This is a genomic window from Hydrogenophaga sp. UC242_50 (assembly GCF_042697355.1).
In the GTDB taxonomy this organism is placed as follows: Bacteria; Pseudomonadota; Gammaproteobacteria; order Burkholderiales; family Burkholderiaceae_C; genus Hydrogenophaga.
The window spans coordinates 1,885,394-1,909,447 of record NZ_CP170553.1 but is presented as its reverse complement, the minus strand read 5'-3'; the positions used below and the strand labels follow the sequence as shown (position 1 = coordinate 1,909,447).

Below are 24,054 nucleotides of genomic sequence, written 5' to 3'. Positions count from 1 at the left end.
CCCACCCCAGTTCGCACCCCGGTGCGGCGCCTGAAAGCCTTCCCATGCCCCAGCATGCCCTGACCCAGCTGCGCGAAGAGCGCCACCCCAATTCCGTCACGGCGCCTCCGATCAACCGCGGCTCCATGGTGCCTCGCCCCTGGCGCGGCTTCTGGAACAGCATCGGCACCGCGCTGCTGAGCACGGCCAGCCGCGTGCTGCCCCCGCGCACGCCCGCCGTGGCGTCCGCCGAGGTCGCCGAAGCGCCCATGGCCTGGCAGAGCGCGGCCAACCGCCGCCGACTGGTGTTCGCCCTGCTCACCGTGGTGAGCACCGCGTTCGCCACCAGCCTGTTCGCCGATGCACAGCCCGAGCACCACAACGCCTGGCTGCAGTACGGCCAGCTCGCGCTGTTCGGCCTGCTCTCGGCCTGGGTCGTCACCGGCTTCGTGACGGCGCTCATGGGCTTCTGGGTCTCGCTGTTCGGTGACCGCCACACGCTGCGCGCGGCCGACGTGAAAGACCACGCCATGAACCCCGAGGCGCGCACGGCGATCATCATGCCGATCTGCAACGAGGACGTGGCCACCGTGTTCGCCGGCCTGCGCGCCACCTGCGAATCGCTCGCCGCCACCGGCCACGCCGGCCAGTTCGACGTGTTCGTGCTCTCCGACAGCTACAACCCCGAGATCGCCCAGGCCGAACGCAAGGCCTGGGAAGACCTGCGCGCCGCGCTGGCCGCCCAGCCCGAGCTGCCGTCGATCGAGGTGTACTACCGCCTGCGCACCCGCCGCACGCACCGCAAGGCCGGCAACGTGGCCGATTTCTGCCGCCGCTGGGGCAAGGACTACCGCTACATGGTGGTGCTCGACGCCGACAGCGTCATGAGCGGCAACTGCCTGGTGTCCATGGTCAAGCTGATGGAAGCCAACCCCCGCGCCGGCATCGTCCAGACCGCCACCCAGGCCATCGGCCACGCCACCCTGCATGCGCGCGCGCAGCAATTCGGCTCGCGCGTGACCGGGCGCCTGTTCACGCTGGGCATGCAGTTCTGGCAGCTGGGTGAGTCCCACTACTGGGGCCACAACGCGATCATCCGCGTCGAGCCTTTCATGAAGCATTGCGCGCTGGCGCCCATCAAGGGCACGGGCGGCATGTCCGGCGGCATCATGTCGCACGACTTCGTCGAAGCCGCGCTGATGCGCCGTGCCGGCTACCACGTGTGGCTGGTGTCCGACCTGACCGGCAGCTACGAGCAGCAGCCGCCCGACCTGCTGAGCGAACTGCAGCGCGACCGCCGCTGGTGCCAGGGCAACCTGCAGAACTCGCGCCTGATGGCCGAACCCGGCATCCACCGCGTGCACCGCACCATGTTCGCCATCGGCGCCATGTCCTACCTCTCGGCCCCGCTGTGGCTGGCCTTCCTGTCCATCGGCACCGCGCTGTGGGCGGCCGATTCCAGCGCCATCCCGAGCTGGCAGGCCGTGCCCGAAGAACTGCGCGCGCTGTGGATGTGGACGCTGACCATGCTCTTCATGCCGCGCGTGCTGGGCCTGCTGGCGGTGTTCATGAAGGGTGAGCAGAAGTCCTTCGGTGGCACCGTGGGCCTGCTGGGCAGCTCGGCCGTAGAAACCGTGCTGGCCCTGATGCAGGCGCCGATCCGCATGCTGGCGCACTCGCTGTTCGTGCTGGTGGCGATCACCGGCCTGAAGCTGGAATGGAAGTCGCCTCCGCGCGAAGCGGCCGGCGTGACCTGGCGCGACGCCGTGGCGCGGCTGGCCCCCATGACGCTGGTGATCGGCCTGCTGGCCGTGGGTGTGGCCGCGATCAACGCCAACGCGCTGATCTGGCTGGCACCGGTGGCGATGCCGCTGCTGCTGGCGGTGCCGCTGACCGTGGCGCACCAGCCATGTGGACCTGGGTGCCTGGATGCGCTCGCGCGGTGTGCTGCTGATTCCCGAAGAATCGTGGTCACCCGCGGTGCTGCGCCGCGCCTGGCGCCATGCCAGCCGCTTCGGCCTGCCGCACGCGGCCTGACCGGCTCCCCCGTTTCCGTCCAACGCGCCGCTCTTGCGGCGCGTTGTCGTTTCAGCGCACGACGCTGTAGTTCGCCGGTACGAAGCGGTAGCCCTTGCCCTCGCGGCGCAGGTGGCCGATGCCGGGGAACGAGAGGTGGGAAGCCGCGACCCAGTAGCCGTTCTTCGCGGCGTCCGCGTAGGCCTTCTGGCGCTGCGCGGCGGCGGCCTTGCTGTCGGTGTCGAATGCGATGGTGACGGCCGGGTTGGCGAACTGCACTGCGGCGACGTGCATCAGGTCGCCCCACAGCACCAGCTTCTGGCCCTTGCTTTCCACCAGGTAGGTGCTGTGGCCCGGTGTGTGGCCGCGCGAGGCCTGGGCCTTGATGCCGGGCACGAGTTCGGTGTTGCCGTTGAAGGGTTTGAACTTGCCGGCGCTGATGTAGGGGTTGAGCGCAGCCATGGCGCCCTGGAAGAAGCCTTTGGCGTCGGCCGGTGCTTTTTCCATCTGGGCCTGGCTGAGCCAGAAGTCGGCATCGTGCTGGTCGGCGTGCACGGTGGCGTTGGGGAAGGCACGCTGGTCGCCGGCCAGGAGGCCGCCGACGTGGTCGGGGTGCATGTGGGTGACGATGACCGCATCCACCTGGTCGGGCTGGTAGCCGGCGGCCTTGAGGTTGCCGAGCAGTTTGCCGAGGGTGGGGCCAAGAGGCCGGCGGCGCCGGTGTCCACCAGCACGAGTTGGTTGCCGGTGTTGATGAGGTAGGCGTTGACGGAGGTTTCGACCGGGGCCTTGAGGAAGGACTGGTTGAGCGCGGTCGTGACCTTGCCCGGCTGGGTGTTGGTGAGCAGCTTGTCGACCGGCAGGTCCACCGTGCCGTCGGACAGCGCGGTGATCTCGAAGTCGCCCAACATCATGCGGTAGTAACCCGGCGCCGAGGTCTTGACCATGGGCGCTCCGGCTTGGGCCGTTGCCGCCCCCAGAGCCAGGGCGATGGCGAGGGAGGTTTTCTGCAGCCAGCGATGGGTGTTCATGGGGTTTTGCTCCACTTGGGTTGACGGGGTTTGTGAGGATACGGCTTACTTCATTCCAACGGGTGGGCAGGGTCGGGTGGTCCGGTCATGCGGGCGCCGGCCGCTCGCGGGCGACTGCCCGGGTCCGCCTTCACCCCTTCGTCAACGCCGCTTGAGCACGCCCACTTTTGTGGCAACCGCGAATGGGGCCGGCGCCCGCATGCCCAAACCACCCGCCCCCAAAGAGATGCTGGCGCACCACGCTTGGCGTGCCTACGTTGTTTCGCAGGACGGTGGCGATGCCCGAATGCGCAGGCCCCCATTCGCGGTTGCCACAGAAGGTGCGCACCAGCAACGCTGTTGATGAAGGGGTGCATGCGAACCAGTGCAGCCGCCCGCGAGCAGGGCCGGAGCAGTCGGGCATCGCCACCGGCCTGACGCGAGGCAGACGCCAGAAACCTCAAGAAGAGCGACGAGAAACCAACCAGCCCCCGAGCTGATTCACCACCAGCCCCATCAACACCGCCCCCGTCCCCAGCCACTGCTGAAACAAGGGAAGTTCGCCAAAGAAAACCCAGGCCGCCGAAAGCCCCACCACCGGCACCAGCAAAGAAAAACGGCGTCACCCGCCCAGCCGGATGGCGCTGGAGCAACTGCGTCCACAGCGTGTAGGCCAACAAGGTCGCCAGCCACGCCAGAAACAACACCGCCAACACCGCCGACAGACTCAAGCCCGCCACCTGCGCCCACACCACCGAAGGCCCATCCATCCACAGCGCCAACGCCATGAACGGAACAATCGGAACAACGCTGCTCCACACAATGAACGGAAACGGCTCGTAATCCGCCACCCGACTCGCCAACCGCGCCACCAGATTCGACACCGCCCACATGAACGCCGCCGACAAGGTCAGCACAAAGCCCGCCAGCGTCATCTGCCCCGGCCCCTCCCCGTGCGCCGTCGCGATCAGCACCAGCCCACCCAAGGCCACCAGCAAACCCAGCCCCTGCGACCAGCGCGCCCGCTCACCCAGCACCGGCACCGCCAGCAACAACGTGAAAAACGCCTGCGTCTGCATCACCACCGACGCCATGCCCGCCGTCATCCCCATCTGCAGCCCCAGGAACAGAAAACCGAACTGCCCCAGACCCTGCGCCAGGCCATACGCCACCACATAGCGCCACGGCAGCTTCGGAAACTTCACGAACAGCAGGAACGGCAAGGCCGCCGCCGCAAAGCGCAAGGCCCCCAGCAACATCGGGCCGATGCCCTGCAGGCCGATCTTCATCACCACGAAGTTCAAACCCCAGATCACCACCACCGCAAGCGCGCGCAGCAGATCGCCGCGCGAAAGAGGCACAGGGTTCACGCCATCACTTTCACCGGTCGCCCCTGCGCAGCGCGCGCGGCCACAAAAGCATCGAACGCCTGTGCGCTGGTCTTGCGCGGCGTGTAGCCAAAACGCTGCTTCAGCGCGGTGTTGAGCAACACCGGCCGGTAGCGCAGGAAATCGAGCTGCTCCGGGCCGTAGCGGCTCACGCCCAGCGAGCTGCCCACGCGCAGCAGCGTGCGCAACAGGCCCGCCGGCAGCACGCGCGGTTTCTTGCCCAGGCGCGCGGCGATCTCGCGGATGGTCAGCGCGCCGTCACCGGCCACGTTGTAGCAGCCGGGCACGGCCTCGCCACTCAGCGCGTGCACGATCGCACCGGTCACGTCCTCGTCCCAGACGAACACGAAGGGGCTGTCGCTGCCGGCGATCGCGATCAGGCGCGGTTTCTCGAACAAGGCCGTGATCTGGTTGTCCACCCGCTCGCCCAGGATGGTGCCGATGCGCAGCACGGTCTGGCGCAACGCCGGGTGGGCCGCGCGCGTTTCGGCGAGCATCTCTTCCACCAGGCGCTTGTGGTGCGCGTACGCGAACACCTCGTTGCCGCGCAACGCGTGGTCTTCGGTCAGCCAGGCCGGGTTGTCCGCGTGGTAACCATAGGCCGCGCCGCTGGACGAGACCACGAGGTGGGCCACGCCGTGGGCGAGGCAGGCCTGGATCACGTTGCGCGTGCCGCCCACGTCGACCGAATGTTCGAAGGCCCGGCTCGACCCCTTGCCCGGCGTGACGATGGAGGCCAGGTGCACCACGGTGTCGATGCCGTGCGCCTCCACCGTGGCGGCCAGGGCGCGGTCGCGCACGTCTTCCACCACGTAGGCCACGCGCGGTGAACGCCGCGCGACGGGCACCTCGCGCACGTCCACCGCCACCAGGTGTTCGATGTGAGGCTCGCGCGCCAAGGCGTCGATCAGCCCGCGCCCGAGGAAACCGTCGGCGCCCGTGACCAGCACGCGCCGGGCGGCCGGCGCCTTGTCCATGGCCGCGCTCATGGCTTTTCGATCCCCGGCACGCCGCCCTGCAGCGGTCTGCGCGCCCACCAGCCCGCCAGGATCAGGCCGGCGATGATGTCCCAGAAGCCCCAGACGCCGGCCACCACGGCCATGCCGCCCAGGCCACCGAAGAAGCTGAAGATGATGACCAGGCCCAGGCCCGCGTTGCGGATGCCGACCTCGATCGACACCGCGCGGCGGTCGTAGTCGGGCAGGCCGGCGGCGCGCGCGATGGCGTAGCCGGTGCCGAAGGCCAGCGCGTCGTGGATCACCACGGCCAGCAGCACCAGGCCCACGTAGTCGAGGAAGTAGCGCCAGTTGCCCGCGATGGCGCCGACGATGAAGGCGATGAGCGCGAGAAAACTGAGGATGCGCACCGGCTTCTTGAAGCGCGCGGTCCAGTTCGGAAAGCGGTGCGCGCACCAGATGCCCAGCACGAAGGGCACGCCGATGATCAGCAGGATGTGGCCGAACATCTCCAGCGGGTCCAGCGCGATGGTCTTGAGCAGGGGCGCGGCGGTGGGGTGGATGCCGCCCCAGAAAGCGAAGTTCAGCGGCATGCGCCACGATGGCGATGGCGTTGGACACCGCCGTCATCGAGACGCTGAGCGCGACGTTGCCGTTGGCGCGGTGCGTGAGGATGTTGCTCACGTTGCCCGGCGGGCAGCAGGCCACCAGGATCATGCCCAGCGCGATGCTGGGGCCTGGCTGCAGCAGCAGCGTGAGCGCATAGGTGATGGCCGGCAGCGCGATGAACTGCGCCACGATGCCCACCGTGAACGCCAGCGGCATGCGCATGACACGGCGGAAATCCTCCAGGCGCGTGTCCAGCGCGATGCCGTACATCAGGAAGGCCAGCACCGCGTTGAGCACGGCCAGCGAAGCCGGGTTGAAGTTGAGGCGGATTTCGTCCACGGGCAGCATGCGGGTCTCCTGTGTCTGTTGTCTTTGTCGTCGGGCGGGATGTCAGGCCAGGGCCTCGGCCGCCTGGCGCACGGTGTCGCGGTAGACGTTCTTGTTCACGTAGTAGGCCATGCGCTCGAGCTGCAGGTACTTGTAGCCGCCGGAGAGGTCGGGCGGCGGCCCCGCCTTGGCGATCCGGAACGCTCTGGCGCTGGCCTTGCCTTCGTCCAGCCCCTTGAAATAGCGCGCCACCAGCTCGGCCTGTTCATAGCGGCCCTGCCAGCCCAGGCCGCTGGCCTCGACCATGCCGAGCACGGCGAGGCGGTCGAAGCGCGGCGCGAAGATGTTGAGGTAGAGCCGGGGCGCCATGCCCTGCCAGTTGAGCAGCGCGGGGTCGAGGAAGGGGTAGTGCAGCCTGTAGCCGGTGGCCGCGAGCACCAGGTCGTACTCGCCTTGGCGCCCGTCCTTGAAGTGCACGGTGTGGCCGTCGAAACGCGCGATGTCGGCGCGCACGCCCACGTCGCCATGGCCGATGTGGTACAGGATGAGCGAGTTCACCACCGGGTGCGACTCGTACATCTTGTAGGTCGGCTTGGGAAAACCGAAGCGCACCGGGTCGCCGGTGAACCACTTCAGGATGGTGCTGTCGATCTTCTGCTTGAGCCAGGGCGGCAGCCGGATCTTGCCGCCGAGGGTGTCGGCGGGTTGGCCGAACACGTACTTGGGCACGAAGTAATAACCGCGCCGCACCGAGATGTCCACGCTGCGCGCCTGGTGCACGGCGTCGACGGCGATGTCGCAACCCGAGTTGCCCGCGCCCACGATGAGCACGCGCTTGTAGCGGAATTGGTCGGCGCTCTTGTAGGCCGAGGTGTGCAGCAGCTCCCCGGAGAAGTGGCCTTCGAAGCGCGGCATGTTGGGCTCGGCCAGGGTGCCGTTCGCCACCACCACGCCCTTGTAGTCGGCGGTGGTCTGAAGGCCGTCCGCGTCTTCGGTGGTGACGCGCCACAGCGTGCCGGGCGCATCACTCACCGGCACCACGCTCAGCACGCGCACACCGAAGCGGTAGTGCTCGCGCAACCGGAAGTGGTCGGCGAAGGCGCTGAAGTAGTCCAGCAGCTCACGGTGGCTCGGGTAGTCGGCCACGCGCTCGGGCATGGGGAACTCGCTGAACTCCGTCATGCGCTTGCTGGAGATCAGGTGCGCCGACTGGTACACCGTGGAGCGCGGGTTGTGGATGTTCCACAGACCGCCGACGTCGGTGTGGGCCTCGAAGCCCTGGAAGGGGATGCCGTGTTTCTGCAGGCAGCGCGCGCCGGCCAGGCCCGAGGGGCCGGCACCGATGAGCGCGATCTGTTGTTCGGTGGGTGTCGTCATTTTTTCAGGCCTGGAATGTCGGTCGCGCCGGGTTCGCCCGCGCGCCGGCTTGCGCGGCTGGCCGAGCAGGATGCGGTCGTGCAGGCGCGCGGGCAGCAAGTCCAGCGCGTGCGAAAGCCAACCGATGCGCCGGGGCAGCACGATGTGTTCGGTGCCGGCGGCCACGCCCGCGAGCAGGCGCCGCGCGGCCTCGTCGGCTTCGAGCAGGCCGGGCATGGCGAAGCGGTTGCCGGCCGTGAGCGGTGTGCGCAGGTAGCCCGGGCTGATGGTGTGCACGCGCAGCGCCGTGGGACGCAGCTCGGCGCGCAGGCTTTGCAGGTAGGCGATCAGGCCGGCCTTGCTCGCGCAGTACGCACCGTTGCCTGGCATGCCGCGCCAGCCCGCGAGGCTGCGCCACGCCCACCAGCGCGCCGCGCCGGCCGCTCTCGCGCATGGGCGCCAGAAAGGGCTGGAAGGTGGTGCGCGCGCCGAGCAGGTTGATCTCGAGCATGCGGCGCATCACGGCGAGGTCGCCGGCCTGAGCGGTGTCGAAGCCGCCGGCCACGCCCGCGTTGGCGATCACCAGGTCGGGCGCGCCGAAACGGCCCATCCAGTCGGCGGCCATGGCCTGCATCGCGGCCGCGTCCGACACGTCGGGCTGGTAGATCGCGCAACGCTCCGGCTCGAGCGCGGCCAGCGCCTGCAGCGCGGGACGCTGCAGGCCGACCAGGGCCACGCGCGCGCCACCGGCGATGAGCTCACGCGCCAGCGCCTGGCCCAGGCCACCGCAGGCGCCGGTCACCACGGCGTTGTGAAAGCTCGGCGTCGTCGTCAAACCACCCATCTCCTCGAAGTTGTGCCCGCAATGTAGGGGTCTCTAGAATTCGTCTCGGAATAATTTATGGATTCGTCTCATTTTTCGAGATATGAACACAGAAACCGACAACAGCCCGGGCCTGCGGCTGATGGAGCTGCTGGACCTGCTCACGCGCCACGCCCAACCGATGGCCCTGCCCGAGGTGGTCGCATTGACCGGCTGGCCCAAGCCCACCGTGCACCGCATGCTCGCACAATTGGAGCAAGGCGGTTGGCTGGTGCGCGAGCCCGACGGCCGGCGCTACGCGATCGCCAGCGCGCCTGCTGCGCATGGCCGAGGCCGCCTTGAGCAACAGCACGCAGCAGGGCGTGCGCCACGCGGTGCTGCGCCAGCTGGTGGCCGAGGTGGGCGAGAGCTGCAACCTCACCGCCCTGTCGGGCGCGGAGGTGGTCTACCTCGACCGCGTGGAGTCGGCATTTCCGTTGCGGCTGGAGCTGCGCCCGGGCACGCGCGTGCCGGCGCATTGTTCGGCCAGCGGCAAGCTGTTCCTGGCCTGGATGGGCGCGCGCCAGCGCCGCACCGTGCTCGACGGGCTGGTGCTCACGCGCTACACCGCCAACACGCTGACGCTGCGCGAGGCCCTCGAAGCGGAGCTGGAGGCGATCCGGCGCGACGGCCACGCGGTGGACGCCGAGGAGTTCGTCGAAGGCCTGGTGTGCGTGGCGGTGCCGGTGTTCGCGCCCGGCCAGCGCACGGTGCGCTGCGCGCTCGCCCTGCAGGCACCGGCCGCGCGCATGGCGCTGGCACAGGCCCGGTTGCAGCTGCCGCGCCTGGAGGCGGCGGCGCAGGCGCTGGCCCGCACCCTGGGCTGACGCCTCAGTACAGCGTGTCGCGCTGGCGCGCGGGCAAGGCGCGGTCGTAGGCAACGCCGTCGATGGCGTTGTGCGTCAGGGCCGCGAGCATCTCGCCGGCCGTGGGCACCGCCGCCGCGGCTTCGCGCGCGTCCCACAGGCTGGCGCGCTTCATGGCGCGGGCGCACTGGAAGAACACCGTGTCCACCGTGATGACCAGCACGCACCGCGGCGGCTTGCCGTCCATGGCCAGGCGCTGCATCAGGTCCGGCGCCACCGAGATGCGCGCGCGGCCGTTCACGCGCAGCGTCTCGCCCACGCCGGGCACCAGGAACAGCAGGGCCACGCGCGGGTCGGCCAGGATGTTCTTGAGGCTGTCGATGCGGTTGTTGCCAGCGCGCTCGGGCAGCAACAGCGTGTGTTCGTCCTGGATGCTCACGAGCCCGGGCGGATCGCCGCGCGGCGAGGCGTCCAGCCCGTCGGGGCCGAGGGTGGCGAGCACCGCGAACGGCGAGGCCTCGATCCAGCGCTGGTAGACCGGGTGCAGGCGCGAGACCTCCTTGCGCACCGACGCGTCGCCCACCGGGCCGAACAGCGCCTGCAGCGAAGCGAGATCCTGAATGGTGTGGAGGTCGTCGGTGGGCGCGGTCATGGCGGTGGCGTCCTCAACCCATGCCGGGCAGCTTGGGCATGCCCTTCATGCCACCCATGCGTTTCATCATCTTCATCATGCCGCCGCCCTTCATCTTCTTCATCATGTCCTGCATCTGCTCGAACTCCTTGAGCAGGCGGTTGACTTCCTGCACCTGCACGCCCGCGCCGGCGGCGATGCGGCGCTTGCGCGTGGCCTTGATGATCTCGGGCTTGCGGCGCTCCTTGAGCGTCATGCTGCAGATGATGCCTTCCTTGCGCTTGATGTCCTTCTCGGCGCGGCCCATGTCGACCTCGCTGGCCTTGGCGGCCATCGCGGCGGGCAGCTTGTCCATCAGGCTGGAGAGGCCGCCCATCTGCTTCATCTGGCGCAACTGGTCGAGGAAGTCGTTGAGGTCGAAGCCCTCGCCGCTCTTGACCTTGGCCGCGAGCTTCTGCGCCGCCGCCATGTCCACGCCGGCCGTGACCTGCTCGACCAGCGCCAGGATGTCGCCCATGCCGAGCACACGCTGCGCGTGGCGGTCGGCGTCGAACACCTCCAGACCGTCGATCTTCTCGGACACGCCGGCGAATTTGATCGGCGCGCCGGTGATGGCGCGCACCGAAAGCGCCGCGCCGCCGCGCGAATCGCCGTCGAGTTTGGTGAGCACGATGCCGGTGAGCGGCAGCGCGTCCTTGAACGCCTTGGCGGTGTTGATCGCGTCCTGGCCCTGCATCGCGTCCACCACGAACAGCGTCTCCACCGGCTTGAGCACGGCGTGCAGTTCCTGGATTTCGCGCATCAGCGCCTCGTCGATCGCCAGGCGGCCGGCGGTGTCGACCAGCAGCACGTCGAAGAAATGCCTGCGCGCGTAATCGATCGCGGCGCGCGCGATGTCCACCGGTTTCTGGTCGGGCGTGCTGGGGAACCATTCGGCGCCGGCCTGCGCGGTCACGGTCTTGAGCTGCTCGATGGCGGCCGGGCGGTAGACGTCGCCCGAGACGGTAAGCACCTTCTTCTTGCGCTTCTCGATCAGGTGCTTGGCCAGCTTGGCGGTGGTGGTGGTCTTGCCGGCGCCCTGCAGGCCGGCCATGAGGATCACCGCCGGCGGCTGCGCCGCGAGGTTGATGTCGGCCACGCCGTCGCCCATGGTCGCGGCGAGCTCGCGGTTGACGATGCCCACCAGCGCCTGCCCGGGCGTGAGCGAGCCCACCACCTCCTGGCCCAGCGCCTTCTCCTTCACCCGCGCGATGAAGTCGCGCACCACCGGCAGGGCGACGTCGGCCTCCAGCAGGGCCATGCGCACCTCGCGCAGCATGTCGGTGACATTGCCCTCGGTGATGCGGGCCTGCCCGCGCATTTCCTTGACGATGCGTGAAAGTCGGTCTGAAAGGGCTGAAGCCATGCTGCCTCGGGTAGAAGGGGAAAAGGGCGGAAACCCGCGTCGGGCGGGCGGTCAGGCGGGCGCCTGGGTCGGCGGACCGGCGCGTCCAGGAGGGACAAGGCCGTTAAACTGTGAGGATGATTTTAGCTGCGCCCTTCCTTTTCACGCTTGGCGCGCTGCCCCGGTGATGAGCCTGCTGCCCGCACTCGCGTCCAACCTGCCCGCTGCCGTGTTCTCCGGCGGCGCGGCGCTGGCCTACGCGATGCTCGCCATCGCCCACCCGCGCATGTCGGCGCCGCAAAGCCGCGGCCTGCTCGGCCTGGCCTGGCTGCTGCACCTGGTCGTGCTGGTGCTCGGCCTGTTCGAACAACCCGCGCGCTTCGGGTTCGCGCCCGCCCTCTCCGTCACCGGCTGGCTGGTGCTCACCGTCTACCTGATCGAAAGCCGGCTCTACCCGCAGATGCGCGCGCGCTGGACGCTGGCGATCCTGGGCATGGTGGTCGTGCTGCTCGCGCTGGTGTTCCCGGGCACGCGCTACCCGGCCCTGCATTCCGCGCTGCTGCCGCTGCACTGGGCCTTGGGCATCGCGTCCTATGGCCTCATCGCCGCGGCGGTGGTGCATGCCTGGCTGATGCAGCGCGCCGAAAAGGCCATGCGGCTGGGCAATGCCAGCGAGGCGTCCATGCCCCTGCTCACGCTGGAGCGCCTCACCTTCCGCTTCGTCGCCGCCGGCTTTGCCTTGCTGAGCGCCACGCTGCTGGCCGGCTGGTATTTTTCCGAGACCCTGAACCACCGCTGGATCTGGGACCACAAGACCACCTTCTCGCTGCTGTCCTGGATCACCATGGGGGTACTGCTCTGGGGCCGATGGCGCCTGGGCTGGCGCGGCCGTGTCGCCGTGCGCACGCTCTACGTGGCCGCCGGTTTCCTGCTGCTGGGCTACGCGGGCTCGCGCTTCGTGCTCGAAGTGATGCTGCACCGCGGCTGAGGCATTGACCATGAAATACCTGCTCGTCCTGGCCGTGGTGATGGTGGCGTTCTACATCTGGCGCAACAACCGCCTGAGCGACCGCGCCGAGGCCGCCCGCCAGGCGCCCCCGCCCAAGCCGCGCGCCAACGTCCCCACCATCATGGTGGCCTGCCTGCAATGCGGCACGCACCTGCCCGAGACCGAGGCGGTGCGGGGCCAGCAGGGCGCGTACTGCAGCACCGAGCACCGCCGGCTGCGCGAAGGCGGTTCGGCATGACCTCCCTCCGGATGGACGCCTGACATGGCCCGGGACGTCAGCTCACAGTTCGCCCCGTCCTGGTACTCCGCTTTCGAGGGCAGCCATGTGCAGAGCCGCGAACAGCGCATGCGTGCCTTCGTCCGGCTGTGGCGCGCCTTCATGCGGGCCCGGGTGTTCATCGCCACCGTGCTGCTCGCCCTGCAGGTGTTCATGCTGGTCTCTCAGACCGGCGGCCCCAACTGGCTGGTGGTGGTGTGTTCGGCCCACCTCTGCGCCGCGCTGGTCACGCTCTACCTGTGGCGCCCGGCGGAGCAGGCCGCCCCGATGCACGTCCAATGGCTGCTGACCATCGGCGTGGATGTGCTGGTGTTCGCGCTGCTGCAGTCGTTCCAGGTCGGCAGCATCAACTACACGGCGCTGTTCGCCCTGCCGGTGCTGCTGGCCTCCATCCTGGGCTCGCTCACGCTGGCCCTGCGCCACCGCCGCCAGCGTCACGCTCTACCTGCTGGGCGAAGCGGCGCTGCATGCGCCCTTGTTCAGCGAACTGTCCACCGCGCGCTTCCTGCAGGCGGCGCTCACCGGCACCGGCTTTTTCCTGGTGGGCGTGCTGGCCAACCAGCTGGCGATCCGGCTGGCCCGCGAAGAGGCCCTGACCGCCAGCAGCCAGGCCGCCGCGCGCGCGCAGGCCCAGGTGAACGAACTGGTGATCGAAAGCCTGACGGTGGGCGTGCTGGTGGTGGACCCGCACGGCGTGGTGCGCAGCGCCAACCCGGCGGCCCAGGCCATGCTGCTCGGCCAGGTCTCGCCCCAGGCGGCCAAGCTCCTGCTGTCCGCCCGCTCCAGCTGGCAGCACTTGGCCCACCTGGTCAACGAAACCTTTGCGCGCGGTGAGGCCCTGGAAACCGAAACCACCATCGACAACGAGGACCGGCCGAGCCAGCGCCTGCATGCGCGCACCCGCCTGACCGCGCAGAGCGGGCGCAGCGCGGGCCTGTGCGTGCTGTTCCTCGAAGACCTGCGCGAGGTCGAGGCGCGCGTGCGCACCGAGAAACTGGCTTCGATGGGCCGCATGTCCGCCGCGGTGGCGCACGAGATCCGCAACCCGCTCTCGGCCATCACGCAGGCCAATGCGCTGCTCGATGAAGAGGTGCAGGCACCGGCCCAGAAGCGGCTGACCCGCATGATCGAGCAGAACGCCCAGCGGCTCTCGCGCATCGTCGACGACATCCTCAACGTGGCGCGCGCGCAGCCCAGCCAGGACACAACCTCGGCCCCCTCCCTGCCACTGGACCAGACCGTTCGGCAGATCGCGCACGAGTGGGTGCGCCAGAGCAAGGCCGAGCGCATCCTGGGCGTGCATGCCCACGCGCCTGCGGCCCATGTGGGCTTCGACCCGGAGCACCTGCGCCGCCTGCTCATCAACCTGCTGGACAACGCCCTGCGCCACGCCAGCGGCAAACCCTCCTCGATCCGCCTGATCACCCAGCCCAGTGGCAGCGAGCATGTTCGCCTCTCGGTGTGGAGCGACGGCCAGGCACTCGAAGCCAGCGTGATGCGCCACCTGTTCGAGCCCTTCTTCTCCTCCGAGAGCCGCTCCAGCGGCCTGGGCCTGTACATCTGCCGCGAACTCTGCGAGCGCTACGGCGCCCAGATCGCCTACCGCCGCACGCGCCTGGACCAGCGCGAAGGCAACGAGTTCTATGCGCTGATCCCCGCCGCCAGCCCGGCGCCCACCCGCGAGCCGACACAGCAAAGCCTGTCGTACCCGATGGGCGATTCGGTGCGCACGCGCGCCGAGCACCAAGGCCACCCGCTCTCGGGTGACGCCCCCCTGGCGACCCGCTGAACACGACGCCAATCGCCACCGCCCCCTCCTCCGCCTCCGTGCTGGTCGTCGACGACGAACCCGATCTGCGCACGCTGTACGAGCTCACCCTGCTGCGCGAAGGCCACGCGGTGGTGGCCGCGCCGGACATCACCCAGGCGCGCGAATGGCTCGCCCAGCAGCGCTTCGACGTGCTGATCTCCGACATGCGCCTGCCCGACGGCCTGGGCCTGGACCTGCTGCGCGAACTCGCGGACGCCCAGCGGCCTGAAAAATGCATCGTCATCACCGCGTACGGATCGGCAGAAAACGCGGTGGAGTCGCTCAAGGCCGGCGCCTTCGACTACCTCACCAAACCGGTGGACCTCAAGCAGCTGCGCAGCGCGGTGACGGCGGCACTGCAAAGCCAGCGCGGGTCCCCGGCCGCCATGGCCAACGGCGCGACGGCGCCCGCGCCCAACGCCAGCGGTGCGGGCGACGCCCCCAGAAAACCAGCCGCCACCTCCAGCGGCGCGCAATCGCTGCGCCGCATCGTGGGCGCCTCGCCCAGCATCGCGCAGATCAAGTCGCGCATCGAAAAGGTGGCCTCCAGCATGGCACCGGTGCTCATCCTGGGCGAGTCCGGCACGGGCAAGGAACTGGTGGCGCGCGCGGTGCACGACTGCAGCCACCGCAGCGGCGGGCCGTTCGTGGCGGTCAACTGCGGCGCGATCCCGGAAAACCTGATCGAGGCCGAATTCTTCGGCGCGCGCAAGGGCGCCTACACCGGCGCCACCACCGACCGCGAAGGCTACTTCCAGGCGGCGCGGGGCGGCACCTTGTTCCTCGATGAAATCGGCGACCTGCCCCTGGCGATGCAGGCCAAGCTGCTGCGCGTGATCCAGGAGCGCTGCGTGCGCGCGCTTGGCGGCGTACAGGAAGAGGCCGTCGACGTGCGGCTGGTGAGCGCCACCCACCGCGACCTCAACGCGCTCGTGCAGTCGGGCCAGTTCCGCCAGGACCTGTTCTACCGCCTCAACGTCATCGGCCTGCGCTCGCCCGCCCTGCGGGAGCGGCGCGAAGACCTGCCTCTGCTGGTGGAGGCTCTGCTGGCGCGGCTGTGCGCCGAATCCGGGCAAAACGTGCCCAGGGTGTCGGCCCGCGCCCTGGCCTGGCTGCAGTCGCGCGAACTGCCGGGCAATGTGCGCGAGCTCGAGAACCTGTTGCAGCGCGCCCTGGCCCTGAGCAGCGGCGAGGTGCTCGAACCGGACGACTTCGGCGAGGCCGACGAGACCGAAGTGCCCACCCAGCCCGACCAGCTCGCGCCCGCCGATGGCCTCGGCGCACCCATGACCCGCCCGCCCGAAGAGATTCCCGCCGACCTGCAGACCTACCTGGACGAACAGGAGCGCCAGGTGCTGCTCAAGGCGCTGCGCGAATGCGACTTCAACCGCACCGCGGCCGCGGCCCGCCTGGGCCTGAACCTGCGCCAGATGCGCTACCGCATCCAGCGGCTGGGCATCGCCATGCCGTCGGACGATGACGACACCACCACGGCCTGATTCCGCCGAGCGCGATGATCCCTGGCAAGGCGGCTGGCTGCGCACGGCGCGCCACAGCCCTTCGCCCAACTTCGGCCCGCGTCCCGACGGTGCACAGATCGACCTGATCGTCATCCACTCCATCAGCCTGCCCCCGGGCGTGTACGGCGGCCCGGAGGTGGAGCAGCTCTTCACCAACCAGCTGGACTGGAGCGCCCACCCGTACTTCGAGCAGATCCGGGGCATGGAGGTGTCGTCGCATTTCTTCGTGCGCCGCGACGGCGAAGTGGTGCAGTTTGTCGATGCCGATGCGCGCGCATGGCACGCGGGCGCATCGTGCTGGCGCGGCCGCCACAACTGCAACGACGATTCCATCGGCATCGAACTCGAGGGGCTGGAGGGCGACCGTTTCGAGGCCGCGCAGTACACCGCCCTGGCGCGGCTGTGCACCCGACTGGTGCAACGTTATCCGGTGCGCCATGTGGCGGGCCATGAGCACATCGCGCCCGGACGCAAGCAGGACCCCGGACCGGGTTTCGACTGGTCGCGCCTGCGCGCCGACCTTCACTGGCCCGAAGCGTGTTTCCCACAAGACACACTCGGTCACAGCGTCGCTGGCGACTGAGCCAGGGCGACGCCAAAAACGCCCCGTTCTCACCGGCCGTGCAACGGCGCGGCCAGCCAAGACAAATCGCGCCAAAGCCCCCGCCGGCATTGGTGTTGCCCACCGGGATTCAAGCAAGCCGCCCAATCGCCAGCGATCATTCGCACAGGGCGCGGGGATGTGAACCAGCATTTTTTGTCTGACGAAAAATGCGCCGCGTCTAACGACCGCTTTTTCTCGTAAACACTACCCGTAGTGGCTTGAACGGGACATGCACACCAGATATAGTGTTGCCTTGTGAGTCCCGAACCCTACCCCGCCCAGTATGGCCGTCGCCTGAACAATGCCCTTCAGACGACCGCGTCCACCCCCTGCGGCCTGCGTTGATACCGGCACCCAAGCCACCAACCTGCCATCGGACACCGCGCCCCCGATGCAGTTCACCCAACAACAAATGAAAGAGGAACCCATGCTGACCGCTTCTCCCATCACCACCTCGTCCCCCGCCCCGCTGAAGCCCACCGCCGGTACCCCGGCCGCGGCTTCGCTGGCCGCGAGCAGCTCGGTTTTCGCCAACTACCAGATCATCCGCCGCAACGGCGCCGTCGTGCCGTTCGAGCCCAGCAAGATCGCCGTCGCCATGATGAAGGCCTTCCTGGCGGTGCACGGCACCCAGGGCGCCGCATCGGCCAGTGTGCGCGAGACGGTGGACGAGCTGACGCAGAACGTGGCCCGCGCCCTGATGCGCTCGCGCCCGGGTGGCGGCACCTTCCACATTGAAGACGTGCAGGACCAGGTCGAACTCGGCCTGATGCGCAGTCGCGACCACGAAGTCGCCCGCGCCTACGTGCTCTACCGCGAACGCCGCACGCAGGAGCGCGCGCACCTGGCCGAAGTGGCGCACCCGGCCGAGCCCGTGCTGCACGTGCTCGACGGCGGCGAGCGCGTGCCGCTGGACCTGCAGCGCCTGCAAGGCCTGATCGCCGCCGCCTGCAGCGGCCTGGGCAAGGACGTCAAGGCCGACCCCATCGTCGCCGAGACCAAGCGCAACCTGTACGACGGCGTGCCCATGGAAGAGGTCTACAAGGCCTCCATCCTGGCCGCGCGCACGCTGATCGAAAAAGATCCCGACTACACCTACGCCACTGCCCGCCTGCTGCTGCACACCATCGTCAAGGAAGTGATGGGCGAGGAAGTGCCCGCCGCCGAAATGGGTGCGCGCTACGCCGAGAACTTCCCGCTCTTCATCAAGAAGGGCGTGGACAACGACCTGCTCGACGAAAAACTGCTGCAGTTCGACCTGGCCCGCCTAGGCGCCGCGCTCAAGCCCGAGCGCGACCTGCAGTTCGACTACCTCGGCCTGCAGACGCTGTACGACCGCTACTTCCTGCATGTGCGCAAGACGCGCATCGAGCTGCCGCAGTCCTTCTTCATGCGCGTGGCCATGGGCCTGTCGCTCAACGAGATCGACCGCGAAGCCCGCGCCATCGAGTTCTACGAGGTGCTGTCCTCGTTCGACTTCATGTCGTCCACGCCCACGCTGTTCAACAGCGGCACGCTGCGCTCGCAGCTCTCCAGCTGCTACCTGACCACCGTGCCCGACGACCTCGACGGCATCTACGAGTCGATCAAGGAAAACGCGCTGCTCTCCAAATTCGCCGGCGGCCTGGGCAACGACTGGACGCGCGTGCGCGCCCTGGGTTCCCACATCAAGGGCACCAACGGCGAATCGCAAGGCGTCGTGCCCTTCCTCAAGGTGGTGAACGACACCGCCGTGGCCGTCAACCAGGGCGGCAAGCGCAAGGGCGCGGTCTGCACCTACCTGGAAACCTGGCACCTGGACATCGAGGAATTCCTGGAGCTGCGCAAGAACACCGGTGACGACCGCCGCCGCACGCACGACATGAACACGGCGAACTGGATTCCCGACCTGTTCATGAAGCGCGTGATGGAAAAGGGCGAATGGAGCCTGTTCTCGCCCAACAGCGTGCCCGACCTGCACGACCTGTTCGGCGCCGACTTCGAAAAAGCCTACCTGGCCTATGAAGAGAAGGCCGCGCGCGGCGAAATCAAGCCGTACCGCAAAGTGCCCGCCAGCGACCTGTGGCGCAAGATGCTCTCGATGCTGTTCGAGACCGGCCACCCCTGGATCACCTTCAAGGACGCCTGCAACGTGCGCAGCCCGCAGCAGCACGCCGGCGTGGTCCACAGCTCCAACCTGTGCACCGAGATCACGCTCAACACCAGCGACACCGAAACCGCCGTGTGCAACCTCGGTTCGGTCAACCTGCTCAACCACGTCAAGCGCGGTGACGACGGCGCCAAGGTGCTGGACCACGCCAAGCTGCAGGCGACCATCAAGACCGCCATGCGCATGCTCGACAACGTGATCGACATCAACTACTACGCGGTGAAGAAGGCGCGCGACTCCAACATGCGCCACCGCCCGGTGGGCCTGGGCGTCATGGGCTTCCAGGATGCGCTGTACGAACTGCGCATTCCCTACGCCTCCAACGAAGCGGTGGACTTCGCCGACCGCTCGATGGAAGCCGTCTGCTACTACGCCTACTGGGCCTCGACCGAACTCGCCCGCGAGCGCGGCCGCTACGCCAGCTACCGCGGTTCGCTGTGGGACAAGGGCATCCTGCCGCCCGACACCCTGGACCTGCTGGCGCGCGAGCGCGGCGGCTACGTGGACGTGGACCGCTCCAGCAGCCTGGACTGGGACGCCCTGCGCCAGAAGATCGCGGCCGACGGCATGCGCAACTCCAACTGCGTCGGCCATCGCGCCGACCGCGACCATCTCCAACATCATCGGCGTGGATGCCTCCATCGAGCCTTGCTTCGGCAACCTCTCGGTCAAGTCCAACCTGTCCGGCGAGTTCACCGTCATCAACAGCTACCTAGTGAAAGACCTCAAGCGCCTGGGCCTGTGGGACGACGTGATGGTCATGGACCTCAAGCACTTCGATGGCTCGCTGCGCCCGATCGACCGCGTGCCGCAGGACGTGAAGGCGCTGTATGCCACCGCCTTCGAAGTCGAACCGCTGTGGCTGGTGGAAGCCGCCGCCCGCCGCCAGAAGTGGATCGACCAGGCGCAGAGCCTGAACATCTACATGGCCGGCGCCTCGGGCAAGAAGCTCGACGACACCTACAAGCTCGCCTGGCTGCGCGGTCTCAAGACCACCTACTACCTGCGCACGACCTCGGCCACGCAGATCGAAAAATCCACCGGCCGCACCGGTCAGCTCAACGCCGTTTCCGTCGGCAACACCAGCGCCGCCGCGGCCTCCGCTCCGGCTGCGGCACCCGCGGATATCACCGACGTGGAGTCCGCCACCGACATCAAGTTCTGCGCCATCGACGACCCGGGTTGCGAAGCGTGCCAGTGATTTCGGCCGTCATGCGTGCACGTGTTGCGGTGTCCCTCGAATGCAATTCGATGCAACACCGCAACACAAAATGTGCGCATCTCGCCTGATCACTTTGCATTTCATGCACACACTTTCATAATCCGAACATTGGAAACCTCTATGTTGACCTGGGACGATCACACCACGCCCTCTTCGAAGCCAGCGAACAGCCCACTGCCCACCGGCACGTCGGGTCTGCAAGCCTCACTGTCCTCACCGTCCGGTGAGCGCGCGCCTCTCCCCTCCGCTTCGATCAACACCGCCGCCGCGCCGGCCGCTCCTGCGCGCCGCGTCAACGCGGCCGACAAGCGCATCATCAACGGCCAGACCGACGTCAACCAGCTGGTGCCGTTCAAATACAAATGGGCCTGGGAAAAGTACCTCGCCACCTGCGCCAACCACTGGATGCCGCAGGAAGTGAACATGAGCCGCGACATCGCGCTCTGGAAAGACCCCAACGGCCTGACCGAAGACGAGCGCCGCATCGTCAAGCGCAACCTCGGCTTCTTCGTCACCGCCGATTCGCTGGCCGCCAACAACATCGTGCTGGGCACCTACCGCCACATCACCGCGCCCGAGTGCCGCCAGTTCCTGCTGCGCCAGGCGTTCGAGGAAGCGATCCACACGCACGCCTACCAGTACATCGTGGAGTCGCTCGGCCTGGACGAGTCCGAGATCTTCAACGCCTACAACGAAGTCCAGTCGATCCGTGACAAGGACCAGTTCCTGATCCCCTTCATCGAGGCGATCATGGACCCGAACTTCCACACCGGCACGCCCGAGACCGACCAGCGCCTGCTCAAGAGCCTGATCGTGTTCGCCTGCCTGATGGAAGGCCTGTTCTTCTACGTCGGCTTCACCCAGATCCTGGCCCTGGGCCGCCAGAACAAGATGACCGGTGCCGCCGAGCAGTACCAGTACATCCTGCGCGACGAGTCCATGCACTGCAACTTCGGCATCGATCTGATCAACGCGATCAAGATGGAGAACCCGATGCTGTGGACCAGCGAGTTCAAGGAAGAGATCAAGGAGCTGTTCCTCAAGGCTGTCGAGCTCGAGTACCGCTACGCCGAGGACACCATGCCGCGCGGCGTGCTCGGCATGAACGCCTCGATGTTCAAGGGCTATCTGCGCTACATTGCCAACCGCCGCGCCACGCAGATCGGCCTGGAGCCCCTGTTCCCGAACGAAGAGAACCCGTTCCCCTGGATGAGCGAGATGATCGACCTCAAGAAGGAACGCAATTTCTTCGAAACGCGCGTGATCGAATACCAAACCGGCGGGGCATTGTCCTGGGATTGATGCCCACGCAGCCGGAGCCGCATTGCCCATACCGACCAACAACATGATTTCCGCTCAATCAAAACCCTGTCACCGTCGCGCAGACGCCGGGCGCAGGGTTTTGTCACAGGATTCAAAACCTTGGGGCCAGCCGTGGATGCATCCACACGGCTCCAGGGCGTTGAATCACTTCACCGGCAACAAGGCTGGCTGAAGTGCTCTTTGCAACTTGATCAAGGAGAAAACAATGGCAACTGCAAAAAAAGCCCCGGCCAAGAAGGCCGCACCGGCTAAGAAGGCTCCGGCCAAGAAACCCGCTGCGAAGAAGGCAGCACCGGCGAAGAAGGCTCCGGCCAAGAAGGTCGCGGCCAAGAAGCCCGCCGTGAAGAAGGTTGCGGCCAAGAAGGCAGCACCGGCGAAGAAGGTTGCTGCGAAGAAGGCAGCACCGGCGAAGAAGGCCGCGGCCAAGAAGGTCGTCGCCAAGAAGGCTCCGGCGAAGAAAGCCGCTGCCAAGAAAGCGCCGGCGAAGAAGGTTGTCGCCAAGAAAGCTGCTCCCAAAAAGGTTGCAGCCAAAAAAGCGCCGGCCAAAAAAGCCGCCGTGAAAAAGGCCCCTGCAAAGAAGGCCCCTGCGAAGAAGGCAGCCCCAGCAAAAAAAGCTGAGCCGGCCAAGAAGCCGGCGGCCCCTGCTGCTCCTGCGGCGCAGACGAAGCTCAACCCTCAGGCTGCGTGGCCGTTCCCCACGTCCAGCAAGCCCTGAGATTCTCGTTGAGATGACCTGCAAGCCCGGCGCGAAAGCGCCGGGCTTTTTCATGCCCGTTGCCCGGGCTCAGAGCGTGTAGTTCTGACCGCCCCGGCTGGCGATCTTCACCGCGCCCATGCGGTTGCCCAACTCGGCACAGCGCTGCAGCGGCCACCCCTGCTCCAGGCCATGCAGCAGGGCCGCGCGGAACGCATCGCCACACCCCGTGGGGTCCACCACCGTGGCCGCCGGGAGGCCCGCCACCCGCACCTTGGCCGCGCCACCATCCCAGACGTCACAGCCTTCCGCGCCCAGCGTCACGATGAGGCCGCGCACCTGCGCGGCGATGGCGTCGAGCGTGAGGCCGGTGCGGTCGCACAGCATCTGGGCTTCGTAGTCGTTGAGCGTGACCCAGCTGGCCAGCCCGATGAACTGCCGCAGCTCTTCGCCATTGAACATGGGCAGGCCCTGGCCGGGATCGAACACGAAGGGCACACCGGCCTCGTGCAGCTGGCGCGCGTGCGTGAGCATCGCATCGCGGCCATCGGGTGAAATGATGCGCCCCTTGAGGTCGTCGCGCCGAGGCACCGGGTTGTCGTGCGCCGTCGACATCGCGCCGGGGTGGAAGGCGGTGATCTGGTTGTTGTCGCGGTCGGTCATGATCATGGCCTGCGCGGTGTAGCTCTCGGCGGAGGACGACACGTGGCGCGTGTCCACGCCCAGTTCGCGCAGGCGATCAAGGTACTCGCCGCCGTCGTTGCCGAGCATGGCCAGCGGCACCGCATCGGCACCGAGCTGGCGCAGGCCGTAGGCGATGTTGCCGGCACAGCCACCGTATTCCCGGCGCAGACCCGGCACCAGGAAGGACACATTGAGAATGTGCAGCTGGCTCGGAAGGATCTGCTCGGCGAAGCGGCCCTCGAAGGTCATGATGGTGTCGAAGGCGAGCGAGCCGCAAACCAGAATGGACATGAAAAATCTTCCAGATCAAGGGTAAAAAATCAGGGCGCGGTAACCCGCCATGGGCGTGGCGTCGCCCAGGGCGAGTGACAGTCGAAAACTCACGTTCACCGAGCCGTTCGCCGGCAACAGCGCCGGGGCATCGGGCCATTCTTCGGGCAGGAACACGCGGCGCGAAATCACCTGGTCGCTGATGTCGGTCAGGCTCAGCTCCAGCGCGGGCACAGCCAGCGCCATGGAGGCCGTGTTCTTGAGCACGAGGTCAAAGGAATAGAAGTTGCCGAGCCGGCGCACCAGCGAAGTGCTGTCGATGACGATCGCGTCGATGCGGCGCACCGGCGCCACCACGCAGCCCACGGGTTCGCACGCCCGCTGCAGCCAGGGCTGCAGGCCGGGCCGCCAGGCGGCCAATCGATCGCGCTCCTGCAGGGCCCATTGCCCGGCGAGCACGACCACCAACACCACGGCCAGCAGCGAGAGCACGGCGCGCATGCCGCGGGATTGCCAGAAGGCCTGCCGCTGCGCCTGCCTCACGAAGCCGGGCACCAGCTCGGGCGAGTCCGGCCCCTCAGCGTCCAGGTCACCCACGTCCTGCGGTCCGGGGGCATCGGGCATGGCATCGACGTGGGGCACGACCGCCTCTTCGTCCGACTCCACCTGTTCCGTGGGATCGGCGGCAGCGCCATCGGCTTTCAAACGACCCAGACCGGCGGCGAAGCGCTCCAGTTCGGCGTGGAAGTCGGACTCCTGCTCATCGGGCCGGGCCTGAGCGGGCGGGGCATCGATGATCGGTGGCGGCAAGGTCTCGACGGCACGCTCGTCCGCGACGGCCTCGGTGCCCCACATCGCATCGGCAGATTCCTCGACCGTTTCCACGGACCGCTGAGACTCGGCCTCCAGCTCTGCTTCCAGGTCGGCGTCGAACGCCGCGTGCGCGGATGCCGGCGCCGGTTCGGGTGCAGGCGCCGCCGCCACGAAATCGTCGGGCGTGCTTTCTTCGCCCGGAGGGATCCACGGCTGCAGGTACAGCGTGGCGTCGAACACATCGGCGCAATGGCCACAGCGCACCCAGCCCTCGGAGATCTTCAGTTGGTCGGCGACAACCCTGAACATCGTTCCGCACGAGGGGCAACGGGTGGTGAAACTCATGCGCCGATTA

At 67.9% G+C, this 24,054-nt stretch carries 15 protein-coding genes and 7 pseudogenes; 10 read left to right on the top strand and 12 right to left on the bottom strand.

Translation table 11 applies throughout. The features are described from left to right. The first annotated feature begins 44 nt into the window (after positions 1–44). Positions 45–2,016, top strand: a pseudogene (gene mdoH, locus ACFJGX_RS09790) (glucans biosynthesis glucosyltransferase MdoH). Between the two features lie 51 nt (positions 2,017–2,067). Here mdoH and ACFJGX_RS09785 read toward each other — a convergent pair. The 7 genes and pseudogenes from ACFJGX_RS09785 to ACFJGX_RS09755 form a co-directional block, all read right to left on the bottom strand. Next, positions 2,068–3,026 (bottom strand): annotated as a pseudogene (locus ACFJGX_RS09785) (MBL fold metallo-hydrolase). 439 nt (positions 3,027–3,465) lie between these two features. Beyond that, positions 3,466–4,375 (bottom strand): annotated as a pseudogene (locus tag ACFJGX_RS09780) (EamA family transporter). Beyond that, positions 4,372–5,370, bottom strand: a complete 999-nt coding sequence (locus ACFJGX_RS09775) for an SDR family oxidoreductase (protein WP_382328661.1) — start codon at positions 5,368–5,370, stop codon at positions 4,372–4,374. Before ACFJGX_RS09775 ends, ACFJGX_RS09780 begins: the two are co-directional and overlap by 4 nt. A gap of 8 nt (positions 5,371–5,378) precedes the next feature. Beyond that, positions 5,379–5,942 carry a bile acid:sodium symporter family protein gene (locus tag ACFJGX_RS09770; protein WP_382328659.1) on the bottom strand — a complete coding sequence of 188 codons (564 nt, stop codon included), beginning with the start codon at positions 5,940–5,942 and terminating at the stop codon, positions 5,379–5,381. Between the two features lie 52 nt (positions 5,943–5,994). Further along, a pseudogene (locus ACFJGX_RS09765) lies at positions 5,995–6,228 on the bottom strand (bile acid:sodium symporter family protein); the annotation flags it as partial. A gap of 120 nt (positions 6,229–6,348) precedes the next feature. After that, entirely contained in the window at positions 6,349–8,031 is a 1,683-nt protein-coding gene (locus tag ACFJGX_RS09760) for an SDR family NAD(P)-dependent oxidoreductase (protein WP_382328293.1), read from the bottom strand. An 82-nt stretch (positions 8,032–8,113) separates the two neighbouring features. Beyond that, positions 8,114–8,485 (bottom strand): annotated as a pseudogene (locus ACFJGX_RS09755) (SDR family NAD(P)-dependent oxidoreductase); the annotation flags it as partial. Positions 8,486–8,567: 82 nt separating this feature from the next. On the opposite strand from ACFJGX_RS09755, the pseudogene ACFJGX_RS09750 reads away from it, so the two are divergent. Next, positions 8,568–9,330: pseudogene (locus ACFJGX_RS09750) on the top strand (IclR family transcriptional regulator). 4 nt (positions 9,331–9,334) lie between these two features. Here the strand turns inward: ACFJGX_RS09750 and ACFJGX_RS09745 are convergent. Both ACFJGX_RS09745 and ffh read right to left on the bottom strand, forming a co-directional pair. Continuing rightward, positions 9,335–9,961 (bottom strand): pyridoxamine 5'-phosphate oxidase family protein, encoded by a 627-nt coding sequence (locus ACFJGX_RS09745; RefSeq protein WP_382321683.1) that lies wholly within the window; start codon positions 9,959–9,961, stop codon positions 9,335–9,337. Between the two features lie 13 nt (positions 9,962–9,974). Then, on the bottom strand, positions 9,975–11,345 hold the full coding sequence (ffh, locus tag ACFJGX_RS09740) for a signal recognition particle protein (protein WP_382321685.1): 1,371 nt from the start codon (positions 11,343–11,345) through the stop codon (positions 9,975–9,977). A 166-nt stretch (positions 11,346–11,511) separates the two neighbouring features. Between ffh and ACFJGX_RS09735 the strand changes: the two genes are divergently transcribed. Then, positions 11,512–12,312, top strand: a complete 801-nt coding sequence (locus tag ACFJGX_RS09735) for an inner membrane protein YpjD (protein ID WP_382154659.1) — start codon at positions 11,512–11,514, stop codon at positions 12,310–12,312. Positions 12,313–12,322: 10 nt separating this feature from the next. Beyond that, positions 12,323–12,571 (top strand): PP0621 family protein, encoded by a 249-nt coding sequence (locus tag ACFJGX_RS09730; protein ID WP_382154656.1) that lies wholly within the window; start codon positions 12,323–12,325, stop codon positions 12,569–12,571. 42 nt (positions 12,572–12,613) lie between these two features. Here ACFJGX_RS09730 and ACFJGX_RS09725 read toward each other — a convergent pair whose 3' ends face one another. After that, the gene (locus ACFJGX_RS09725; protein WP_382328291.1) at positions 12,614–13,048 is read right to left on the bottom strand and encodes a hypothetical protein; all 435 of its coding nucleotides are present in this window, start codon (positions 13,046–13,048) and stop codon (positions 12,614–12,616) included. Between the two features lie 37 nt (positions 13,049–13,085). Here ACFJGX_RS09725 and ACFJGX_RS09720 point away from each other — a divergent pair, with 37 nt between their 5' ends. From ACFJGX_RS09720 to ACFJGX_RS09695, 6 genes and pseudogenes are all read left to right on the top strand, one after another. Then, positions 13,086–14,399, top strand: coding sequence for a sensor histidine kinase (locus ACFJGX_RS09720; RefSeq protein WP_382328289.1), 1,314 nt, complete (start codon positions 13,086–13,088; stop codon positions 14,397–14,399). 38 nt (positions 14,400–14,437) lie between these two features. Further along, positions 14,438–15,919 (top strand): sigma-54-dependent transcriptional regulator, encoded by a 1,482-nt coding sequence (locus ACFJGX_RS09715; protein ID WP_382328287.1) that lies wholly within the window; start codon positions 14,438–14,440, stop codon positions 15,917–15,919. Further along, the gene (gene ampD / locus ACFJGX_RS09710) at positions 15,897–16,523 is read left to right on the top strand and encodes a 1,6-anhydro-N-acetylmuramyl-L-alanine amidase AmpD (protein WP_382321692.1); all 627 of its coding nucleotides are present in this window, start codon (positions 15,897–15,899) and stop codon (positions 16,521–16,523) included. Before ACFJGX_RS09715 ends, ampD begins: the two co-directional genes overlap by 23 nt. Before the next feature lie 448 nt (positions 16,524–16,971). After that, a pseudogene (locus ACFJGX_RS09705) lies at positions 16,972–19,894 on the top strand (ribonucleoside-diphosphate reductase subunit alpha). Positions 19,895–20,035: 141 nt separating this feature from the next. Continuing rightward, on the top strand, positions 20,036–21,217 hold the full coding sequence (locus ACFJGX_RS09700) for a ribonucleotide-diphosphate reductase subunit beta (RefSeq protein ID WP_291119333.1): 1,182 nt from the start codon (positions 20,036–20,038) through the stop codon (positions 21,215–21,217). Between the two features lie 226 nt (positions 21,218–21,443). Beyond that, positions 21,444–21,953, top strand: a complete 510-nt coding sequence (locus tag ACFJGX_RS09695; RefSeq protein ID WP_382163865.1) for a histone H1-like DNA-binding protein — start codon at positions 21,444–21,446, stop codon at positions 21,951–21,953. A 69-nt stretch (positions 21,954–22,022) separates the two neighbouring features. Here ACFJGX_RS09695 and ACFJGX_RS09690 read toward each other — a convergent pair whose 3' ends face one another. Both ACFJGX_RS09690 and ACFJGX_RS09685 read right to left on the bottom strand, forming a co-directional pair. Then, on the bottom strand, positions 22,023–22,907 hold the full coding sequence (locus ACFJGX_RS09690) for a carbohydrate kinase family protein (protein ID WP_382328285.1): 885 nt from the start codon (positions 22,905–22,907) through the stop codon (positions 22,023–22,025). A gap of 15 nt (positions 22,908–22,922) precedes the next feature. Then, a complete protein-coding gene (locus ACFJGX_RS09685; RefSeq protein WP_382321697.1) occupies positions 22,923–24,044 on the bottom strand; it encodes a DUF3426 domain-containing protein in 1,122 nt (373 codons plus the stop codon). Between the last annotated feature and the right edge of the window lie 10 nt (positions 24,045–24,054).

Bases quoted from the DNA above. Each gene is read 5' to 3' on its own strand.
- ACFJGX_RS09775 (WP_382328661.1), bottom strand. From the start codon at position 5,370: ATGGACAAGGCGCCGGCCGCCCGGCGCGTGCTGGTCACGGGCGCCGAC.
- ACFJGX_RS09770 (WP_382328659.1), bottom strand. From the start codon at position 5,942: ATGCCGCTGAACTTCGCTTTCTGGGGCGGCATCCACCCCACCGCCGCG.
- ACFJGX_RS09760 (WP_382328293.1), bottom strand. From the start codon at position 8,031: ATGCCAGGCAACGGTGCGTACTGCGCGAGCAAGGCCGGCCTGATCGCC.
- ACFJGX_RS09745 (WP_382321683.1), bottom strand. From the start codon at position 9,961: ATGACCGCGCCCACCGACGACCTCCACACCATTCAGGATCTCGCTTCG.
- ffh (WP_382321685.1), bottom strand. From the start codon at position 11,345: ATGGCTTCAGCCCTTTCAGACCGACTTTCACGCATCGTCAAGGAAATG.
- ACFJGX_RS09735 (WP_382154659.1), top strand. From the start codon at position 11,512: ATGAGCCTGCTGCCCGCACTCGCGTCCAACCTGCCCGCTGCCGTGTTC.
- ACFJGX_RS09730 (WP_382154656.1), top strand. From the start codon at position 12,323: ATGAAATACCTGCTCGTCCTGGCCGTGGTGATGGTGGCGTTCTACATC.
- ampD (WP_382321692.1), top strand. From the start codon at position 15,897: ATGACGACACCACCACGGCCTGATTCCGCCGAGCGCGATGATCCCTGG.
- ACFJGX_RS09700 (WP_291119333.1), top strand. From the start codon at position 20,036: ATGTTGACCTGGGACGATCACACCACGCCCTCTTCGAAGCCAGCGAAC.
- ACFJGX_RS09695 (WP_382163865.1), top strand. From the start codon at position 21,444: ATGGCAACTGCAAAAAAAGCCCCGGCCAAGAAGGCCGCACCGGCTAAG.
- ACFJGX_RS09690 (WP_382328285.1), bottom strand. From the start codon at position 22,907: ATGTCCATTCTGGTTTGCGGCTCGCTCGCCTTCGACACCATCATGACC.
- ACFJGX_RS09685 (WP_382321697.1), bottom strand. From the start codon at position 24,044: ATGAGTTTCACCACCCGTTGCCCCTCGTGCGGAACGATGTTCAGGGTT.